The 18,574-nt window shown below is 57.4% G+C and carries 4 protein-coding genes and 6 rRNA genes; 1 reads left to right on the top strand and 9 read right to left on the bottom strand.

What is annotated here, in order from left to right; genetic code table 11:
- Positions 1–51: 51 nt before the first annotated feature.
- Complete coding sequence (locus MUG94_RS02180) at positions 52–1,767, top strand: glycoside hydrolase family 13 protein (protein ID WP_227909078.1); 1,716 nt, start codon at positions 52–54, stop codon at positions 1,765–1,767.
- A 36-nt stretch (positions 1,768–1,803) separates the two neighbouring features.
- On the opposite strand, the gene MUG94_RS02175 is transcribed toward MUG94_RS02180, so the two are convergent.
- The 9 genes from MUG94_RS02175 to MUG94_RS02135 all read right to left on the bottom strand — a co-directional run bounded on the left by MUG94_RS02175 (position 1,804) and on the right by MUG94_RS02135 (position 18,198).
- Positions 1,804–3,177: an FAD-binding oxidoreductase gene (locus MUG94_RS02175; protein ID WP_423724461.1), complete on the bottom strand. Its 1,374-nt coding sequence runs from the start codon at positions 3,175–3,177 to the stop codon at positions 1,804–1,806.
- Positions 3,178–3,186: 9 nt separating this feature from the next.
- Positions 3,187–3,672: an SRPBCC family protein gene (locus MUG94_RS02170; protein ID WP_227909079.1), complete on the bottom strand. Its 486-nt coding sequence runs from the start codon at positions 3,670–3,672 to the stop codon at positions 3,187–3,189.
- Positions 3,673–3,839: 167 nt separating this feature from the next.
- Positions 3,840–3,956: ribosomal RNA gene (gene rrf / locus MUG94_RS02165) — 5S ribosomal RNA — on the bottom strand.
- 299 nt (positions 3,957–4,255) lie between these two features.
- A 23S ribosomal RNA gene (locus MUG94_RS02160) occupies positions 4,256–7,420 on the bottom strand.
- Between the two features lie 506 nt (positions 7,421–7,926).
- Positions 7,927–9,454 (bottom strand): 16S ribosomal RNA (locus MUG94_RS02155).
- Together the 16S, 23S and 5S rRNA genes form the textbook arrangement of a ribosomal RNA operon.
- Positions 9,455–10,176: 722 nt before the next feature.
- Positions 10,177–12,051, bottom strand: a complete 1,875-nt coding sequence (locus MUG94_RS02150) for a DUF5979 domain-containing protein (RefSeq protein WP_227909322.1) — start codon at positions 12,049–12,051, stop codon at positions 10,177–10,179.
- Between the two features lie 532 nt (positions 12,052–12,583).
- A 5S ribosomal RNA gene (gene rrf, locus MUG94_RS02145) occupies positions 12,584–12,700 on the bottom strand.
- A gap of 299 nt (positions 12,701–12,999) precedes the next feature.
- Positions 13,000–16,164: ribosomal RNA gene (locus tag MUG94_RS02140) — 23S ribosomal RNA — on the bottom strand.
- 506 nt (positions 16,165–16,670) lie between these two features.
- Positions 16,671–18,198, bottom strand: a 16S ribosomal RNA gene (locus MUG94_RS02135).
- Positions 18,199–18,574 lie beyond the last annotated feature (376 nt).

Raw genomic sequence — 18,574 nt, 5'->3', positions numbered from 1 at the left:
TGGTAACAGACCTGATTGAGGCGGATCAAGACAGGAGGGTGCTTCTCAAACATGTCCACGTCAGCAGTTCCCCGCGTTCCGGGACAAGCCCTTCGGACAGTCCCCGTGCACAACGGCCAGCCCGGCAGCGAATGGTGGCGTTCCTCGGTGATTTATCAGATCTATCCACGCTCCTTCCGCGATCTGCGTGGTGACGGGGTGGGGGATCTGCCGGGTATTACCGCTGAAATTCCGGCTCTGGCCGAACTCGCGATCGATGCCATCTGGCTCTCACCCTTCTACCGGTCTCCCCAGAAAGATGCCGGTTACGACGTCGCAGATTACTGCTCGGTGGACCCGATCTTCGGCACCATGGAGGATTTCGACGCCTTGGTGGCCAAAGCCGGCGAGTACGGCATCCGGGTCATCGTGGACCTGGTACCCAACCACTGCTCCGACCAACATCCCCTGTTCCAAGCAGCACTCGCCGCGGAACCCGGCTCACCCGAGCGGGACATGTTTATCTTCCGGGACGGAACCGGCGAGAACGGCGAAAACCCCCCGAACAACTGGCAGTCCCACTTTGGCGGACCAGCGTGGACCCGGATCGCCAACCCGGACGGAACCCCGGGCCAGTGGTACCTGCATCTTTTCGACACCTCCCAGCCGGACTTTAACTGGGACAATCCTGCGGTCCGGAAGGAGTTTGAGCGCATCCTGCGGTTCTGGCTGGATCGCGGCGTGGGCGGTTTCCGGGTGGACGTGGCGCATGCGCTGATCAAGAAATCCGGGCTGCCGGACTGGGGCGGGCAGGCCGACGGCGCCTCCTCCGAAGGCTTCCCGGGATATGAAGCCCCCATGTTCGGCCAGCCGGGCATCCACGACATCTTTAGGTCCTGGCGGAAGCTCCTTGACGAATACGACGGCGAACGTGTCCTGTGCGCCGAAGCCAACGTTGACCCGCTGGACCGGCTGACGGACTGGGTCCGCTCGGATGAAATGCAGCAGGCCTTCAACTTCGCGTATCTGACCCATCCGTGGAACCCCGAGAAGTTGCGGGAGATTATCGATTCCTCGCTACGGGCCTTCGACAAGGTAGGTGCTCCCACCACCTGGGTGCTGTCCAACCACGACGTCGTCCGGCATGTGTCCCGCTTCGGGCTGGAAGCCAATACCCTGCGCAGCGGCGACGGAGTCGGCCCCCGCGACGTCCAGCCCAACTATCAGCTGGGGGCGGCCCGGGCACGCGCGGCCACCATGCTGATGCTGGCATTGCCCGGTGGCGTGTATCTGTATCAGGGCGAGGAGCTCGGCCTCCCGGACCACACCTTGATGCCTGACGAGTTCCGGCAGGATCCCACTTATCACCGCACAGCAGGAGTTCGGGTGGGCCGCGACGGCAGCCGCGTGCCTCTGCCCTGGCGAGTACACGAACCGTCCTTCGGGTTCAGCTCCTCAGGACAAACCTGGCTGCCCCAGCCGGGCTACTGGGGCCGGCATTCACGGGACATCCAGCGCAGGGACCAGTTCTCGTCGCTGAACATGTACCGCACGGCGCTGGAGATTCGCCGCGAGCTCTCGCTGGGCTCCGGGTCCCTGGCATGGTGGCCGGAGCACGACGCCGAAGGGCTGGTTGCCTTCGTCAACGGAAACGTCCTGGTCGCCATGAACATGGGAGAGAATCCGATCCAGCTGCCGGAGCTTCCGGTGCTTGCCATGAGTTCGGCTTCCGCTCTGGAAGGAACCAAAATCCGTCCGAACTGCACTGTGTGGCTTCGACTGGCCTAAGGTATCTCAGGAGCACGGGTCCTGCCGGGGATGCTCTCAGTTGGTGAGGATCGCTTTCCCTGGGTTGAGGATCCCCGCCGGGTCAAACACCGCTTTGATGCGGCGCTGCAGTTCCAGGACTTGTTCCTGCTGCTCCTGCGCCAGCCAGCGGAGCTTGAACTGGCCCACCCCGTGTTCACCGGTGATAGTGCCTCCCATCGCCAGGGCAAGGGCTATGGATTCATCGAGGGCAGCGTCCAGCCGTTCAAGGCCGGCGCTGCCTTCGGTTTTGTCCACCCAGAAGGTGGGATGAAGATTTCCATCTCCCGCATGTGCCACCACTTTCAGGCGCACCTCATGCTCGCGTGCCATGCGGTTCAATTCGGCGATATAGGAGACCAGCCGGGAGCGCGGCACCGCAACGTCCTCCCCCACCCGGTGCTCGGTGTGGATGGCGTCTCCGCGGCTGTGCCGGCGAAGGTCAACCAGTTGCAGTGCCTCCTCCGATCCCTCCATGCTGACCTGCCCGCCCAGCTCGCTCAGCACTGAACGCACGACGTCGGCCTCGGCCGCGGCGCCGTAACCGTCCGTCTGGAGAAGAAGCAGGGCGGCACCCCGGGAGCGCAGGTTGGAGCCGTGCGCGGCGTCCAGCGCCACCATGGTCTCGGCGTCGAGCAGCTCCATGATGGCCGGCTGGACGCGTGCGCGGCCCACCGCCAGCACCCCGGCAGCAGCGCTCTCGATATCGGGGAAGAACCCGGCGATCGTGCATACTTCAACGGGGAGATACCGCAGCCGCACGGTTATGCCCACCACGATTCCCAGGGTCCCCTCCGAGCCGGTGAAGAGTCCCGTCAAGTCGTATCCCGCCACGCCCTTGAAAGTCTGATGGCCCGTGGTCACGAGGGTTCCGTCGGCCAGGACAACCTCAAGAGACAAGACGGAATCCCGCGTCACGCCGTATTTGGCACAGCGCAGTCCTCCGGCGTTGGTCGCGACATTTCCGCCGATAGTGGAGACCCGGTAGCTCGCGGGGTCGGGCGCGTACATCAGCCCGAATTCAGCCGCGGCTGCGTTGAGGTCGGCATTAATGACTCCCGGCTCCACCCTGGCCAGCTCATCCTCAGGACGAATTTCGTGGATCTTGTTCATCCGTTCCAGGCTGAGGACGATGCATCCCGCTGTGGCGTGGGCTCCGCCGGACACCCCGGTACCGGCACCGCGGGGAACCACTGCCGTTCCGGTGCGAGAAGCCCAGCGCAGAATCTCCTGCACTTCGAGAACGGACTGCGCCCACAGTACGGCCAACGGATTCACGTACTCCAGAACAGGGCCCTGATCAGTCCCGTAGGCAGCCAGCACCTCCGGTGACGTATCCATATCAATGCCGGGCAAAGAGCGGGACAGGTCCAGGAGCGTGTCTGCAGTCATAGGAGGATGCTACCGGGCGCCCATGAACCGTGCGTACCGGTCCAGGACCTGCGGCCAAACAGCAGAAAAGTCCTCATGGGTCTGCACCGGCTCCGCGACCGCGTCGAACCCGGAGTGCGACAGGATGACGAGGGTAGTTGCCTCGTTCACTGCGGTAAAACGAAGATGTACCTCCGTCGGGGTCTGCGGGCTGTGGCGGGCCACCCAGTCCAGCACCAACTCGGCGTCCTGCACCCTCCTGACAACCGTCGCCCACACCGCGGACTCCCCTTCAGGACCGGTCTCCGTCAGTGCGCCTGATTCAAACTCAGGGTGTGTCCCCTCACCAAACTCCGTAAACTCCTCGGGCCACCACAGATGGATGTACTCGGTGAACCCGTTGAACGCTTCGTGCAATTCGCGTGGCACACTCCGTTCCACGACGACGTCCGGAACGGAAATCGTTTCCTTAGCCGGCTCGGGCTGTTCAGCATGTGAAAAGAGGGAAGAGTTCATCGTCCAAGCCTAGCTGTCACGGCTGCCCGCAGGCCTGGACCGTATACGGGCGGCCCCATATAAGAACATCGGGTTAAACAAGTTGGGCCCCGCAACCAGGGCGGGGCCTTAAACAGTTGAGGCCCGTACCAAAAGGGTACGGGCCTCAACCTCTCAACCAAAATATTGTCCGGCGGTGACCTACTCTCCCACATCCTCCCGGATGCAGTACCATCGGCGCTGTGGGTCTTAGCTTCCGGGTTCGGAATGGGACCGGGCGTTTCCCCCACGCTATGACCGCCGTAACCCTACCACCCGCACCACCAGCCAAAACTCCTGGTGGAGGGGAAAACATGGGTCACAACCAAACACACCCTTTACGGGGTGCCTGTCATGAAAAAGATGTTCACGCGTAAGAATGAACACTTCCTTTATTCTACGGCACCAAACCACCCATAACAGATGATTCAGTACCAGTTCCTTCGGTGACAAACCACACAACGGGTTTGTTATCCGGGAACCACATAGTGGACGCAAGCAGCATGATCAACATGATCCTTCTTTGGCGGGAACGTTTGAAGTCGTTTCCTGCCCAGATCATGGTGTGGTGTAAGTTATCGGCCTATTAGTACCGGTCAGCTTCACGGGTCTTTAGTCCCCGCTTCCACATCCGGCCTATCAACCCAGTGGTCTGGCTGGGGGCCTCTCACACACAAGGTGTATGGAAATCTCATCTCGAAGCGGGCTTCCCGCTTAGATGCTTTCAGCGGTTATCCCATCCGAACGTAGCTAATCAGCGGTGCACTTGGCAGTACAACTGACACACCAGAGGTTCGTCCGTCCCGGTCCTCTCGTACTAAGGACAGCCCTTCTCAAATTTCCTGCGCGCGCAGCGGATAGGGACCGAACTGTCTCACGACGTTCTAAACCCAGCTCGCGTACCGCTTTAATGGGCGAACAGCCCAACCCTTGGGACCTACTCCAGCCCCAGGATGCGACGAGCCGACATCGAGGTGCCAAACCATGCCGTCGATATGGACTCTTGGGCAAGATCAGCCTGTTATCCCCGAGGTACCTTTTATCCGTTGAGCGACGGCCATTCCACAATGTACCGCCGGATCACTAGTCCCGACTTTCGTCCCTGCTCGAGATGTCTCTCTCACAGTCAAGCTCCCTTGTGCACTTACACTCGCCACCTGATTGCCAACCAGGCTGAGGGAACCTTTGGGCGCCTCCGTTACTCTTTAGGAGGCAACCGCCCCAGTTAAACTACCCATCAGGCACTGTCCCTGACCCGGATTACGGGCCGAAGTTAGATATCCAGTATGACCAGAGTGGTATTTCAACGATGACTCCACCCGAACTGGCGTCCGGGTCTCACAGTCTCCCACCTATCCTACACAAGCCACACCGAACACCAATACCAAACTATAGTAAAGGTCTCGGGGTCTTTCCGTCCTGCTGCGCGTAACGAGCATCTTTACTCGTACTGCAATTTCGCCGAGTTTATGGTTGAGACAGCGGGGAAGTCGTTACTCCATTCGTGCAGGTCGGAACTTACCCGACAAGGAATTTCGCTACCTTAGGATGGTTATAGTTACCACCGCCGTTTACTGGGGCTTAAATTCCCAGCTTCGCCCGTAAGGGCTAACCGGTCCTCTTAACCTTCCAGCACCGGGCAGGAGTCAGTCCGTATACATCGTCTTGCGACTTCGCACGGACCTGTGTTTTTAGTAAACAGTCGCTTCCCCCTGGTCTCTGCGGCCCCGATCCCCTCCGGACAGCAAGTGTCCATCAAGGTTGGGGCCCCCCTTCTCCCGAAGTTACGGGGGCATTTTGCCGAGTTCCTTAACCATAATTCTCTCGATCGCCTTAGTATTCTCTACCTGATCACCTGTGTCGGTTTGGGGTACGGGCGGCTAAAACCTCGCGCCGATGCTTTTCTAGGCAGCATAGGATCACCGGATTCCCCCCTAAAGGGGTCCCATCAGATCTCAGGATCGTCATCAAAGACACAGCAACGGATTTACCTATCGCTGACCCTACATCCTTAGACCAGGACAACCATCGCCCGGCCCGGCTACCTTCCTGCGTCACACCTGTTAATACGCTTACCTCCCAGGTTACGGTCCCGCGCTCCACCAAAAACCGGGTCGCCACAAGGGCGGCCGGTCAGGTATTGGGCGGTTAGTATCCCCCGCTTGGTATTGGCGGTTTTTCGCCGGTACGGGAATATCAACCCGTTGTCCATCGACTACGCCTGTCGGCCTCGCCTTAGGTCCCGACTTACCCAGGGCAGATTAGCTTGACCCTGGAACCCTTGATCATTCGGCGGACGGGTTTCTCACCCGTCTTTCGCTACTCATGCCTGCATTCTCACTCGTGTAGGCTCCACCGCTGGTTTACACCGCGACTTCACTGCCCACACGACGCTCCCCTACCCATCCAAACGCTTGAACGAAAATGGATAAACCATCCGCTTGGCTAATATTTGAATGCCACAACTTCGGCGGTGTACTTGAGCCCCGCTACATTGTCGGCGCGGAATCACTTGACCAGTGAGCTATTACGCACTCTTTCAAGGATGGCTGCTTCTAAGCCAACCTCCTGGTTGTCTGAGCAACTCCACATCCTTTCCCACTTAGCACACGCTTAGGGGCCTTAGTTGGTGGTCTGGGCTGTTTCCCTCTCGACTATGAAGCTTATCCCCCACAGTCTCACTGCTGCGCTCTCACTTACCGGCATTCGGAGTTTGGCTGACGTCAGTAACCTTGTAGGGCCCATTAGCCATCCAGTAGCTCTACCTCCGGTAAGAAACACGCAACGCTGCACCTAAATGCATTTCGGGGAGAACCAGCTATCACGGAGTTTGATTGGCCTTTCACCCCTACCCACAGCTCATCCCCTCCATTTTCAACTGAAGTGGGTTCGGTCCTCCACGCGCTCTTACACGCGCTTCAACCTGGCCATGGGTAGATCACTCCGCTTCGGGTCTAGATCACGCCACTGCATCGCCCTGTTCAGACTCGCTTTCGCTACGGCTTCCCCTCACGGGTTAACCTCGCGACGTAACACTAACTCGCAGGCTCATTCTTCAAAAGGCACGCTGTCACAAGCACAACACCACAAGTGGCATCGCCCTGCTCCAACGGATTGTAGGCACACGGTTTCAGGTACTGTTTCACTCCCCTCCCGGGGTACTTTTCACCTTTCCCTCACGGTACTTGTCCGCTATCGGTCATCAGGGAGTATTTAGGCTTACCAGGTGGTCCTGGCAGATTCGCACGGGATTTCTCGGGCCCCGTGCTACTTGGGATCCTCTCCAAGCGGCAGCATACATTCCGGTTACGGGGCTAACACCCTCTACGGCCGGGCTTTCAAACCCGTTCACCTATGCACCTGCACTCACTTCACCGATCCGGCAGAATCGATACGGAAAGTCCCGCAACCCCAGTGATGCAACGCCCGCCGGCTATCACACACCACTGGTTTAGCCTCTTCCGCGTTCGCTCGCCACTACTAACGGAATCACTGTTGTTTTCTCTTCCTGTGGGTACTGAGATGTTTCACTTCCCCACGTTCCCTCCACGCACCCTATGTGTTCAGATGCGGGTCACCCGGTCACTCGCGCGCCGGGCGGGGTTTCCCCATTCGGACATCCTGGGATCAACGCTCGGTTATCAACTCCCCCAGGCTTATCGCAGATTCCTACGTCCTTCTTCGGCTCCTGATGCCAAGGCATCCACCGTGTGCCCTTAAAAACTTGACCACAAAGATCAATATATTATCGCTATCGAGAAAACCATGGAGGCCGGAAACAAATCCGGTCACCAGGTTTATCTGAAATTGCACTTAATAATTTAAGATGCTCGCGTCCACTATGTAGTTCTCAAACAACAACCCCGTCACACCCCTCCACCACCACGTATTCACCGTGGATGACTTCAGGCCTGCGCAGGAACAATCAGAAACAACACGAAACCCGTGCCCTTCCCAACCCTTCCAAAAAAGGCTTGAAAATTCTTCGGTCCTGTTATTTCAGGACCCAACAGTGTGCCAAACGGAAAAACCCGGTACTTGAAGACACCGGCAGCGTTTTCCAGTCCCACCCGAAGGAGGAACGTACTGTGCTGCCGGGCTCAACGCCGGGCACCTGCCTATTGATATTCCACCCTTGAGCACCCACCGGAAAACAAACGTTTCCGACATGGGCATCTCCTGCAAAGCACACATCCAACACTGTGGAAGGACGGGCCACTTTGAGGTGCTCCTTAGAAAGGAGGTGATCCAGCCGCACCTTCCGGTACGGCTACCTTGTTACGACTTAGTCCCAATCGCCGGTCCCACCTTCGACGGCTCCCTCCCACAAGGGGTTAGGCCACCGGCTTCGGGTGTTACCAACTTTCGTGACTTGACGGGCGGTGTGTACAAGGCCCGGGAACGTATTCACCGCAGCGTTGCTGATCTGCGATTACTAGCGACTCCAACTTCATGAGGTCGAGTTGCAGACCTCAATCCGAACTGAGACCGGCTTTTTGGGATTAGCTCCACCTCACAGTATCGCAACCCTTTGTACCGGCCATTGTAGCATGCGTGAAGCCCAAGACATAAGGGGCATGATGATTTGACGTCGTCCCCACCTTCCTCCGAGTTGACCCCGGCAGTCTCCTATGAGTCCCCGGCATAACCCGCTGGCAACATAGAACGAGGGTTGCGCTCGTTGCGGGACTTAACCCAACATCTCACGACACGAGCTGACGACAACCATGCACCACCTGTAAACCGGCCACAAGTGGGGGACCTGTTTCCAGGTCTTTCCGGTTCATGTCAAGCCTTGGTAAGGTTCTTCGCGTTGCATCGAATTAATCCGCATGCTCCGCCGCTTGTGCGGGCCCCCGTCAATTCCTTTGAGTTTTAGCCTTGCGGCCGTACTCCCCAGGCGGGGCACTTAATGCGTTAGCTACGGCGCGGAAAACGTGGAATGTCCCCCACACCTAGTGCCCAACGTTTACGGCATGGACTACCAGGGTATCTAATCCTGTTCGCTCCCCATGCTTTCGCTCCTCAGCGTCAGTTACAGCCCAGAGACCTGCCTTCGCCATCGGTGTTCCTCCTGATATCTGCGCATTTCACCGCTACACCAGGAATTCCAGTCTCCCCTACTGCACTCTAGTCTGCCCGTACCCACTGCAGACCCGGGGTTGAGCCCCGGGCTTTCACAGCAGACGCGACAAACCGCCTACGAGCTCTTTACGCCCAATAATTCCGGATAACGCTTGCGCCCTACGTATTACCGCGGCTGCTGGCACGTAGTTAGCCGGCGCTTCTTCTGCAGGTACCGTCACTTTCGCTTCTTCCCTGCTGAAAGAGGTTTACAACCCGAAGGCCTTCGTCCCTCACGCGGCGTCGCTGCATCAGGCTTTCGCCCATTGTGCAATATTCCCCACTGCTGCCTCCCGTAGGAGTCTGGGCCGTGTCTCAGTCCCAGTGTGGCCGGTCACCCTCTCAGGCCGGCTACCCGTCGTCGCCTTGGTGGGCCATTACCCCAACCAACTAGCTGATAGGCCGCGAGTCCATCCAAAACCGCATCAAGCTTTCCACGAACCCCCATGCGGGGATCCGTCGTATCCGGTATTAGACCCGGTTTCCCAGGCTTATCCCGAAGTTAAGGGCAGGTTACTCACGTGTTACTCACCCGTTCGCCACTAATCATTTTGTGCAAGCACAAAAGTCATCGTTCGACTTGCATGTGTTAAGCACGCCGCCAGCGTTCATCCTGAGCCAGGATCAAACTCTCCGTAAATGTGTTACAGACACAGCACCGGAGCCAAGGAAAATTGGCTGCACAGTCCTGCACTAAATTCGAAACCAGCTAAAAAAGCTGTCCCATACCCACGGGGTGGGCGGTAACAACCAGTTCAACCAATTAAAATAATTGGTATCAATAAACTTGGCACACTATTGAGTTCTCAAACAACAGATGCATCCGAAATACTCGGAAAAACAAGAAATGTTTTTCTTTTCTCTTCGCTGCAGTGTTTCTTTATTCTATTTCATCCGGACCCTATTTGGCAATTCGGGATAATTCCCGAAGTCTGCTTCATTTTGTCCGGCTGAGCCCGCGCAAAAGCTCCGGCTTTCCGTGTCCGTGCACTCGGCACAGGCAGGATCACCAGAATGTTTTTGGTGGGGTTTGGCCGCCCTGCTCGATAAGTTTTCCAACTCCCGGCCGCGGCGACTTAGAAGACTCTACACAGGTTTCAGCCCACCCGCAAATCGCCCCATGGGCTGTGATCGGGGTCCCAACAACCAGCGGGGGCAAAGGGCTTTCCACCCTTTAAAGCCGCTTTTGTTCGGCATTTCCCGTGGCTGCCTGCCACGTGGTTATCCCCCACGACACAGCTGTGGGTAGCTCTCCGGCTTGGAGAGCTACCCACAATGTTTTGAGCCCACGGGCTCTACCGGCTGGCCACCAGCTGTTCAGCCTATAGCCGGCATATAGAAATCAGACGCGGCCGCCTGATGCTAGTCCATTTCCTTCCTCCGTCGTGCAGCCCCGGCCACCAGGAGTATGCCCATGAGGACTGCGCCTGCTCCGGCAAGGGATACCTGCGCGGAGGCGGTTGCCCCGGTCTTGGCCAGTGTGTCCTTACCCAAAACCGCGTAGGTATTAGTGACTGTCGCGTCTACGGTTTCACCCGACACGATCACGACGCTGTAGGGCAGAATCGTCTCTACAGTGACGTTCCCGTTCTCACCGTTCGTGGGCTCGGTGACAGTGCACTCGGTACCGGCAGGGATGCCGTCGAAGACCTGCACGTACTCACCGGGCAGGGTTTCAGCGGGGATCCGCACCACTTGCTCGAGCTCGTTTCCGCAGACCACGTTCAGGACTGAAGCGGACTGCTGGCCCGCCCCGTTGCCCGCTACGATTTTGGTAACCTGCAGCGAGCCGTTCACGTACTGCACCGTATTAGCCAGATCCGCGCTCACGGTGGTGCCCGGCTCGATGACTACGGTCACCGGATCTCCCGCGTCAACGGTGACCTCCGACGTTGCACCCGTGCTCGTTTCGGTTACTGTGCATTCCGTTCCTGCAGGAATGTCCGTGAAGGTTTCGCCGTAAGGTCCGGCGGGACTCCCCGCAGGAATAACAACCGTGGTGTCCAGGGCCGTCCCGCAGACAACATCGAGAACTATCTCCGACTGCAGGCCTGCGGCATTCCCGTCGATCGTCTTGGTGATGTTAAGCGCCCCCGGGCGGTACTGAACCGTGTTGGTAACGGCAAGGACGTTCTCACCGTCAGTGATGGTCACGGGTTCCGGGAGCACCGGAGTGACTGTTACCTCCGTGGTTGATCCGGTCTCGGGTTCAGTAACTGAACAGACCGTGCCTACTGGAAGTCCTGCGACCGTCTCAGTCACTGTCTCAGTCGTGCCGGCGGGGATCACGAAGGTGAAGACACCGACTGCTCCGCAGTCCACCACCAGGGAAATGTCGCCCTGCAGCCCGGCTCCTTCACCTGCAAACGCCTTACTGACCGTCAAGTCGCCGGCAACGAAGAACTCGGCCGTCGCCTGTGCATTGGACTCAATCTGCGCATCGGCTGCCAGGATGAGCTTCTGGGCAGCGGTGACACCGGGATTGTTGCCAGCATAGAGGTAGACGTTGCCTGTCTGGACAGGAACCACAGCTGTGGCGGTCAGAATAACGGAATCCGTGGTCTGGTTGTCGTTCCGCACCCACAGCTGCGTGCCGGAAGTAACGGTCGTGCCAACGAGCGGGACCGTACCGGCCGGATCTGTGTACAGGGTGTACCCCTCCGGCGCCGCAACGTTGATGGTACCTGCGTCGGAAGTAATGGTGAATGGCCCGGTGACTCCGTCGGTGGGGCCTGACGCAGTGGGCGGATCAATCGATACGTTGGGTGCCGGCGGCTCGGTCAGCGGACCCGCAGCGAGGACCGCGGCAACAATTGCCTCGGTGTATGGACGCACGGCGTCGGTGTCTTCAAGGACGTAGCCATCGCTGAAAAACCACACAGCAGCCTGAACTGCTGCTGCCCGAACGCTGTCCGACGGTGCGTCCGGCAGCCCCGGCTGATCCGGGTAGTAGCTGTTCAGCACCCGATTAACGTATCCAATGTTCGGCACATTGGATTCGTCCCAGCTGCCGCTCTCATAACCCAGGCCGGTGTAGGTGGAGGTACGAATGTCGATGCAGTACATCTGCTGCGTATTGCCGACGGCGTCAACAGTGGTGATGATTCCGGCAAACGACTCATTGGTGGGCTCGTAGCCCGCCGGTACATCCAAGGGATACCCGGTCGTGGGATCGAACGGCGCACCTACAGGAGGCAGCCCGCCGGCCACGCCTTGACCCGGTCCTGTGCCGGTCATTGTGATCTCCGTGATGTCCGAGGGGACTTCGTTACCCGGGGATTCACCGCTGAATACGGCATGTGCCGGCAATGCCAGTTGCATCAGAAGACACAGGATGGCGAATACCCCGATGCCCGTGCCGCTGGCCCGGCCTCTCCATACTGGGGTACTGCCCCTCGGCACACGGCCGGTTCTGCGACGCACGCTCATTAGCTTCCCGCTTTCGACTTGGCTTTTGGTCACCAGAGCCGAGTGTGGACGTTAGTATCCGAGGCTCCGTGAGCAGTGAGGCTACCGTGTGGAAATACGGGTGAAAAGGGACGTAGAGGAATTATTTACTGATACTGATGTTAAAGCAGTGATAGGTGAGGTGTGCTTGACAGCTCGCCTTCGAACGGACAGCAAATCTCGCCCCTGGAGCCCGGGGGTGGTACCAGGGCTGCTGTAGACATCGGGTTAAACAAGTTGGGCCCCGCCAACCAGGCGGGGCCTTAAACAGTTGAGGCCCGTACCAAAAGGGTACGGGCCTCAACCTCTCAACCAAAATATTGTCCGGCGGTGACCTACTCTCCCACATCCTCCCGGATGCAGTACCATCGGCGCTGTGGGTCTTAGCTTCCGGGTTCGGAATGGGACCGGGCGTTTCCCCCACGCTATGACCGCCGTAACCCTACCACCCGCACCACCAGCCAAAACTGCACCCGGTGGAGGGGAAAACATGGGTCACAACCAAACACACCCTTCACGGGGTGCCTGTCATGAAAAAGATGTTCACGCGTAAGAATGAACACTTCCTTTATTCTACGGCACCAAACCACCCATAACAGATGATTCAGTACCAGTTCCTTCGGTGACAAACCTCACGGGTTTGTTATCCGGGAACCACATAGTGGACGCAAGCAGCATGATCAACATGATCCTTCTTTGGCGGGAACGTTTGAAGTCGTTTCCTGCCCAGATCATGGTGTGGTGTAAGTTATCGGCCTATTAGTACCGGTCAGCTTCACGGGTCTTTAGTCCCCGCTTCCACATCCGGCCTATCAACCCAGTGGTCTGGCTGGGGGCCTCTCACACACAAGGTGTATGGAAATCTCATCTCGAAGCGGGCTTCCCGCTTAGATGCTTTCAGCGGTTATCCCATCCGAACGTAGCTAATCAGCGGTGCACTTGGCAGTACAACTGACACACCAGAGGTTCGTCCGTCCCGGTCCTCTCGTACTAAGGACAGCCCTTCTCAAATTTCCTGCGCGCGCAGCGGATAGGGACCGAACTGTCTCACGACGTTCTAAACCCAGCTCGCGTACCGCTTTAATGGGCGAACAGCCCAACCCTTGGGACCTACTCCAGCCCCAGGATGCGACGAGCCGACATCGAGGTGCCAAACCATGCCGTCGATATGGACTCTTGGGCAAGATCAGCCTGTTATCCCCGAGGTACCTTTTATCCGTTGAGCGACGGCCATTCCACAATGTACCGCCGGATCACTAGTCCCGACTTTCGTCCCTGCTCGAGATGTCTCTCTCACAGTCAAGCTCCCTTGTGCACTTACACTCGCCACCTGATTGCCAACCAGGCTGAGGGAACCTTTGGGCGCCTCCGTTACTCTTTAGGAGGCAACCGCCCCAGTTAAACTACCCATCAGGCACTGTCCCTGACCCGGATTACGGGCCGAAGTTAGATATCCAGTATGACCAGAGTGGTATTTCAACGATGACTCCACCCGAACTGGCGTCCGGGTCTCACAGTCTCCCACCTATCCTACACAAGCCACACCGAACACCAATACCAAACTATAGTAAAGGTCTCGGGGTCTTTCCGTCCTGCTGCGCGTAACGAGCATCTTTACTCGTACTGCAATTTCGCCGAGTTTATGGTTGAGACAGCGGGGAAGTCGTTACTCCATTCGTGCAGGTCGGAACTTACCCGACAAGGAATTTCGCTACCTTAGGATGGTTATAGTTACCACCGCCGTTTACTGGGGCTTAAATTCCCAGCTTCGCCCGTAAGGGCTAACCGGTCCTCTTAACCTTCCAGCACCGGGCAGGAGTCAGTCCGTATACATCGTCTTGCGACTTCGCACGGACCTGTGTTTTTAGTAAACAGTCGCTTCCCCCTGGTCTCTGCGGCCCCGATCCCCTCCGGACAGCAAGTGTCCATCAAGGTTGGGGCCCCCCTTCTCCCGAAGTTACGGGGGCATTTTGCCGAGTTCCTTAACCATAATTCTCTCGATCGCCTTAGTATTCTCTACCTGATCACCTGTGTCGGTTTGGGGTACGGGCGGCTAAAACCTCGCGCCGATGCTTTTCTAGGCAGCATAGGATCACCGGATTCCCCCCTAAAGGGGTCCCATCGGATCTCAGGATCGTCATCAAAGACACAGCAACGGATTTACCTATCGCTGACCCTACATCCTTAGACCAGGACAACCATCGCCCGGCCCGGCTACCTTCCTGCGTCACACCTGTTAATACGCTTACCTCCCGGGATCAGGTCCCGCGCTCCACCAAAAACCGGGTCGCCACAAGGGCGGCCGGTCAGGTATTGGGCGGTTAGTATCCCCCGCTTGGTATTGGCGGTTTTTCGCCGGTACGGGAATATCAACCCGTTGTCCATCGACTACGCCTGTCGGCCTCGCCTTAGGTCCCGACTTACCCAGGGCAGATTAGCTTGACCCTGGAACCCTTGATCATTCGGCGGACGGGTTTCTCACCCGTCTTTCGCTACTCATGCCTGCATTCTCACTCGTGTAGGCTCCACCGCTGGTTTACACCGCGACTTCACTGCCCACACGACGCTCCCCTACCCATCCAAACGCTTGAACGAAAATGGATAAACCATCCGCTTGGCTAATATTTGAATGCCACAACTTCGGCGGTGTACTTGAGCCCCGCTACATTGTCGGCGCGGAATCACTTGACCAGTGAGCTATTACGCACTCTTTCAAGGATGGCTGCTTCTAAGCCAACCTCCTGGTTGTCTGAGCAACTCCACATCCTTTCCCACTTAGCACACGCTTAGGGGCCTTAGTTGGTGGTCTGGGCTGTTTCCCTCTCGACTATGAAGCTTATCCCCCACAGTCTCACTGCTGCGCTCTCACTTACCGGCATTCGGAGTTTGGCTGACGTCAGTAACCTTGTAGGGCCCATTAGCCATCCAGTAGCTCTACCTCCGGTAAGAAACACGCAACGCTGCACCTAAATGCATTTCGGGGAGAACCAGCTATCACGGAGTTTGATTGGCCTTTCACCCCTACCCACAGCTCATCCCCTCCATTTTCAACTGAAGTGGGTTCGGTCCTCCACGCGCTCTTACACGCGCTTCAACCTGGCCATGGGTAGATCACTCCGCTTCGGGTCTAGATCACGCCACTGCATCGCCCTGTTCAGACTCGCTTTCGCTACGGCTTCCCCTCACGGGTTAACCTCGCGACGTAACACTAACTCGCAGGCTCATTCTTCAAAAGGCACGCTGTCACAAGCACAACACCACAAGTGGCATCGCCCTGCTCCAACGGATTGTAGGCACACGGTTTCAGGTACTGTTTCACTCCCCTCCCGGGGTACTTTTCACCTTTCCCTCACGGTACTTGTCCGCTATCGGTCATCAGGGAGTATTTAGGCTTACCAGGTGGTCCTGGCAGATTCGCACGGGATTTCTCGGGCCCCGTGCTACTTGGGATCCTCTCCAAGCGGCAGCATACATTCCGGTTACGGGGCTAACACCCTCTACGGCCGGGCTTTCAAACCCGTTCACCTATGCACCTGCACTCACTTCACCGATCCGGCAGAATCGATACGGAAAGTCCCGCAACCCCAGTGATGCAACGCCCGCCGGCTATCACACACCACTGGTTTAGCCTCTTCCGCGTTCGCTCGCCACTACTAACGGAATCACTGTTGTTTTCTCTTCCTGTGGGTACTGAGATGTTTCACTTCCCCACGTTCCCTCCACGCACCCTATGTGTTCAGATGCGGGTCACCCGGTCACTCGCGCGCCGGGCGGGGTTTCCCCATTCGGACATCCTGGGATCAACGCTCGGTTATCAACTCCCCCAGGCTTATCGCAGATTCCTACGTCCTTCTTCGGCTCCTGATGCCAAGGCATCCACCGTGTGCCCTTAAAAACTTGACCACAAAGATCAATATATTATCGCTATCGAGAAAACCATGGAGGCCGGAAACAAATCCGGTCACCAGGTTTATCTGAAATTGCACTTAATAATTTAAGATGCTCGCGTCCACTATGTAGTTCTCAAACAACAACCCCGTCACACCCCTCCACCACCACGTATTCACCGTGGATGACTTCAGGCCTGCGCAGGAACAATCAGAAACAACACGAAACCCGTGCCCTTCCCAACCCTTCCAAAAAAGGCTTGAAAATTCTTCGGTCCTGTTATTTCAGGACCCAACAGTGTGCCAAACGGAAAAACCCGGTACTTGAAGACACCGGCAGCGTTTTCCAGTCCCACCCGAAGGAGGAACGTACTGTGCTGCCGGGCTCAACGCCGGGCACCTGCCTATTGATATTCCACCCTTGAGCACCCACCGGAAAACAAACGTTTCCGACATGGGCATCTCCTGCAAAGCACACATCCAACACTGTGGAAGGACGGGCCACTTTGAGGTGCTCCTTAGAAAGGAGGTGATCCAGCCGCACCTTCCGGTACGGCTACCTTGTTACGACTTAGTCCCAATCGCCGGTCCCACCTTCGACGGCTCCCTCCCACAAGGGGTTAGGCCACCGGCTTCGGGTGTTACCAACTTTCGTGACTTGACGGGCGGTGTGTACAAGGCCCGGGAACGTATTCACCGCAGCGTTGCTGATCTGCGATTACTAGCGACTCCAACTTCATGAGGTCGAGTTGCAGACCTCAATCCGAACTGAGACCGGCTTTTTGGGATTAGCTCCACCTCACAGTATCGCAACCCTTTGTACCGGCCATTGTAGCATGCGTGAAGCCCAAGACATAAGGGGCATGATGATTTGACGTCGTCCCCACCTTCCTCCGAGTTGACCCCGGCAGTCTCCTATGAGTCCCCGGCATAACCCGCTGGCAACATAGAACGAGGGTTGCGCTCGTTGCGGGACTTAACCCAACATCTCACGACACGAGCTGACGACAACCATGCACCACCTGTAAACCGGCCACAAGTGGGGGACCTGTTTCCAGGTCTTTCCGGTTCATGTCAAGCCTTGGTAAGGTTCTTCGCGTTGCATCGAATTAATCCGCATGCTCCGCCGCTTGTGCGGGCCCCCGTCAATTCCTTTGAGTTTTAGCCTTGCGGCCGTACTCCCCAGGCGGGGCACTTAATGCGTTAGCTACGGCGCGGAAAACGTGGAATGTCCCCCACACCTAGTGCCCAACGTTTACGGCATGGACTACCAGGGTATCTAATCCTGTTCGCTCCCCATGCTTTCGCTCCTCAGCGTCAGTTACAGCCCAGAGACCTGCCTTCGCCATCGGTGTTCCTCCTGATATCTGCGCATTTCACCGCTACACCAGGAATTCCAGTCTCCCCTACTGCACTCTAGTCTGCCCGTACCCACTGCAGACCCGGGGTTGAGCCCCGGGCTTTCACAGCAGACGCGACAAACCGCCTACGAGCTCTTTACGCCCAATAATTCCGGATAACGCTTGCGCCCTACGTATTACCGCGGCTGCTGGCACGTAGTTAGCCGGCGCTTCTTCTGCAGGTACCGTCACTTTCGCTTCTTCCCTGCTGAAAGAGGTTTACAACCCGAAGGCCTTCGTCCCTCACGCGGCGTCGCTGCATCAGGCTTTCGCCCATTGTGCAATATTCCCCACTGCTGCCTCCCGTAGGAGTCTGGGCCGTGTCTCAGTCCCAGTGTGGCCGGTCACCCTCTCAGGCCGGCTACCCGTCGTCGCCTTGGTGGGCCATTACCCCAACCAACTAGCTGATAGGCCGCGAGTCCATCCAAAACCGCATCAAGCTTTCCACGAACCCCCATGCGGGGATCCGTCGTATCCGGTATTAGACCCGGTTTCCCAGGCTTATCCCGAAGTTAAGGGCAGGTTACTCACGTGTTACTCACCCGTTCGCCACTAATCATTTTGTGCAAGCACAAAAGTCATCGTTCGACTTGCATGTGTTAAGCACGCCGCCAGCGTTCATCCTGAGCCAGGATCAAACTCTCCGTAAATGTGTTACAGACACAGCACCGGAGCCAAGGAAAATTGGCTGCACAGTCCTGCACTAAATTCGAAACCAGCTAAAAAAGCTGTCCCATACCCACGGGGTGGGCGGTAACAACCAGTTCAACCAATTAAAATAATTGGTATCAATAAACTTGGCACACTATTGAGTTCTCAAACAACAGATGCATCCGGCACCAACAGGCTCAGATCCATGGGATCTTCCGCTCTGCATCGCTCCGGAGCAACTTTTCAATCTTACCGCTCCGATCAGGGTCTGTCAAAACGGCTGTTCGTCTTCCGGCGAACCGGAGGGAGCCGAAGCTCCGTGACGCTCAGCTGTTCTCGTTGCCTCGATCAGCGCGGGTATTAACTCTAGCACGG

Origin of the sequence: Arthrobacter gengyunqii (assembly GCF_023022985.1) — a bacterium.
In the GTDB taxonomy this organism is placed as follows: Bacteria; Actinomycetota; Actinomycetes; order Actinomycetales; family Micrococcaceae; genus Arthrobacter_B; species Arthrobacter_B gengyunqii.
The sequence above is the reverse complement of the archived record's forward strand: the minus strand, read 5'-3'. Positions and strand labels throughout refer to the sequence as shown.

What these genes read in the sequence shown, in the direction of transcription:
- MUG94_RS02180 (WP_227909078.1), top strand. Translation starts at nt 52, where the DNA reads ATGTCCACGTCAGCAGTTCCCCGCGTTCCGGGACAAGCCCTTCGGACA.
- MUG94_RS02175 (WP_423724461.1), bottom strand. Translation starts at nt 3,177, where the DNA reads ATGACTGCAGACACGCTCCTGGACCTGTCCCGCTCTTTGCCCGGCATT.
- MUG94_RS02170 (WP_227909079.1), bottom strand. Translation starts at nt 3,672, where the DNA reads ATGAACTCTTCCCTCTTTTCACATGCTGAACAGCCCGAGCCGGCTAAG.
- MUG94_RS02150 (WP_227909322.1), bottom strand. Translation starts at nt 12,051, where the DNA reads ATGACCGGCACAGGACCGGGTCAAGGCGTGGCCGGCGGGCTGCCTCCT.